The 1,540-nt window shown below is 64.7% G+C and carries 1 protein-coding gene; it reads left to right on the top strand.

Going from position 1 to position 1,540, the window contains the following annotated elements; all coding sequences use genetic code 11:
- The first annotated feature begins 64 nt into the window (after window positions 1-64).
- Window positions 65-1,204: an IS110 family RNA-guided transposase gene (locus M0G41_RS18545; RefSeq protein ID WP_248211729.1), complete on the top strand. Its 1,140-nt coding sequence runs from the start codon at window positions 65-67 to the stop codon at window positions 1,202-1,204.
- Window positions 1,205-1,540 lie beyond the last annotated feature (336 nt).

The raw sequence follows: 1,540 nt of genomic DNA, 5'->3' as shown, positions 1-1,540 counted from the left end.
TGTAGATGCTATGCGGGCCGTCCGCAGTTAAACCTCTAATTGGGACCAACCAACGGAGGCGAACATGCGAACGGCCCGCGAGTGGGAAGTGTATGTCGGAGAGGTGGTGTTGTTGGTGGCGCTGGAGCTGTCATCGAAGGTCTGGCGTTTGGTGCTCGGAGCGAATGGCCGACGACGGCAGGCGACGCTGGAGCCAGGTGACGGGGCGAAGTTTCTGGATGCCTTGGCGCGTGCGAAGGCGAAACTCGGACTTCCGGTCGATGCGCCTGTGGTGAGCTGCTACGAGGCCGGACGGGACGGGTTCTGGATCCATCGGTGGCTAGCCCAGCACGGGGTACACAACGTGGTGATTGACTCCTCGAGTATCGAGGTGGACCGGCGGGCGCGGCGGGTGAAGACGGACCGGGTGGACGCGGACAAACTGTGGTCGCTGCTGTATCGCTGGTATGGCGGTGATGCCGAGGCGCTGCGGCCGGTGAGGGTGCCGAGCCACGAGGAGGAAGACCTCCGGGTGCTGCATCGGGAGCGTCAGAGCGTGGTCAAGGCGCGGACGACGGTGGGCAATCGGATCAAGGGTCTTCTGGCGGCGCAGGGCGTGAAGCTGGAAGGGAGATGCTCGACCTGGCGCGGCCAGCTGGCGACGGTACGGACAGGGGATGGGCGTCCGCTTCTGCCGAATCTGCGGACCCGGCTGGAGCGGGAGATCGACGATTACTTGGCGAAGTGTGCGCGGATCAAGGCGCTGGAGGACGCGCAGGCGGCGCAGATGAAGGCGGCGGCTGGCGCCGGGCCCTTTGCCCTGATCGAGCTGCTGAGAACCCTGCGTGGCGTGGGCATGCAGAGTGCCTGGACCTTGGTCTTCGAGCTGTTCGGCTGGCGACGCTATCGCAACCGGCGGGAGTTGGCCGCCAGTGTGGGGCTGGTCTCGACGCCTTACGACAGCGGGCAGTCACGGCGCGAGCAGGGGTTATCGAAGAGCGGCAACCGACGGGTCCGCACGCTGATGATCGAGCTGGCCTGGTCGTGGCTGAGATATCAGCCCCAGAGCGAGCTGAGCCAATGGTGGCGAGCCCGGTTCTCCGGAACGCAGCGAGGTCGCAAGGTCGGCATCGCGGCGCTGGCGCGCAAGCTGCTGATCGCGCTGTGGCGGATGAGTCAGAACGGCGAGGTGCCGGCCGGGGCGCGGTTCAGCGTGGCGCGGTGAAGGCGGAAGCAAGCGGAACCCCCGCAGGAGCTTGAAAGGCGGACAGGCAGAGCAAGGAGAAATCGATTTTTCTGAAGGTTTGGCGAGGTACGAGCAGCGCGCTGCGCTCCTGGGTCATATCAGACCGTTCTTGTAGATGGCGCTCTCGGAGAAAAGGTTGAGCCAACGCGGACACGCGGATGCAGCATGAGGTTGTCGGGCCCGAGGCCCGAAACGGATAGAAGGTGGTCTCGACGCACACGGTCGAACGCCCGAACAGCAACCGCCACGCCAGACATCAGGAAAGCAAAGAAGCAAGCAACCAGAGGTTGACAGTGGACGGCACATAGAAGGAGC

Origin of the sequence: Pseudomarimonas salicorniae (genome assembly GCF_023156535.1) — a bacterium.
Taxonomy (GTDB): Bacteria; Pseudomonadota; Gammaproteobacteria; order Xanthomonadales; family Xanthomonadaceae; genus Pseudomarimonas; species Pseudomarimonas salicorniae.
This window is presented reverse-complemented; position numbering and strand designations above follow the sequence as displayed.

Bases quoted from the DNA above. Each gene is read 5' to 3' on its own strand.
- M0G41_RS18545 (WP_248211729.1), top strand. From the start codon at position 65: ATGCGAACGGCCCGCGAGTGGGAAGTGTATGTCGGAGAGGTGGTGTTG.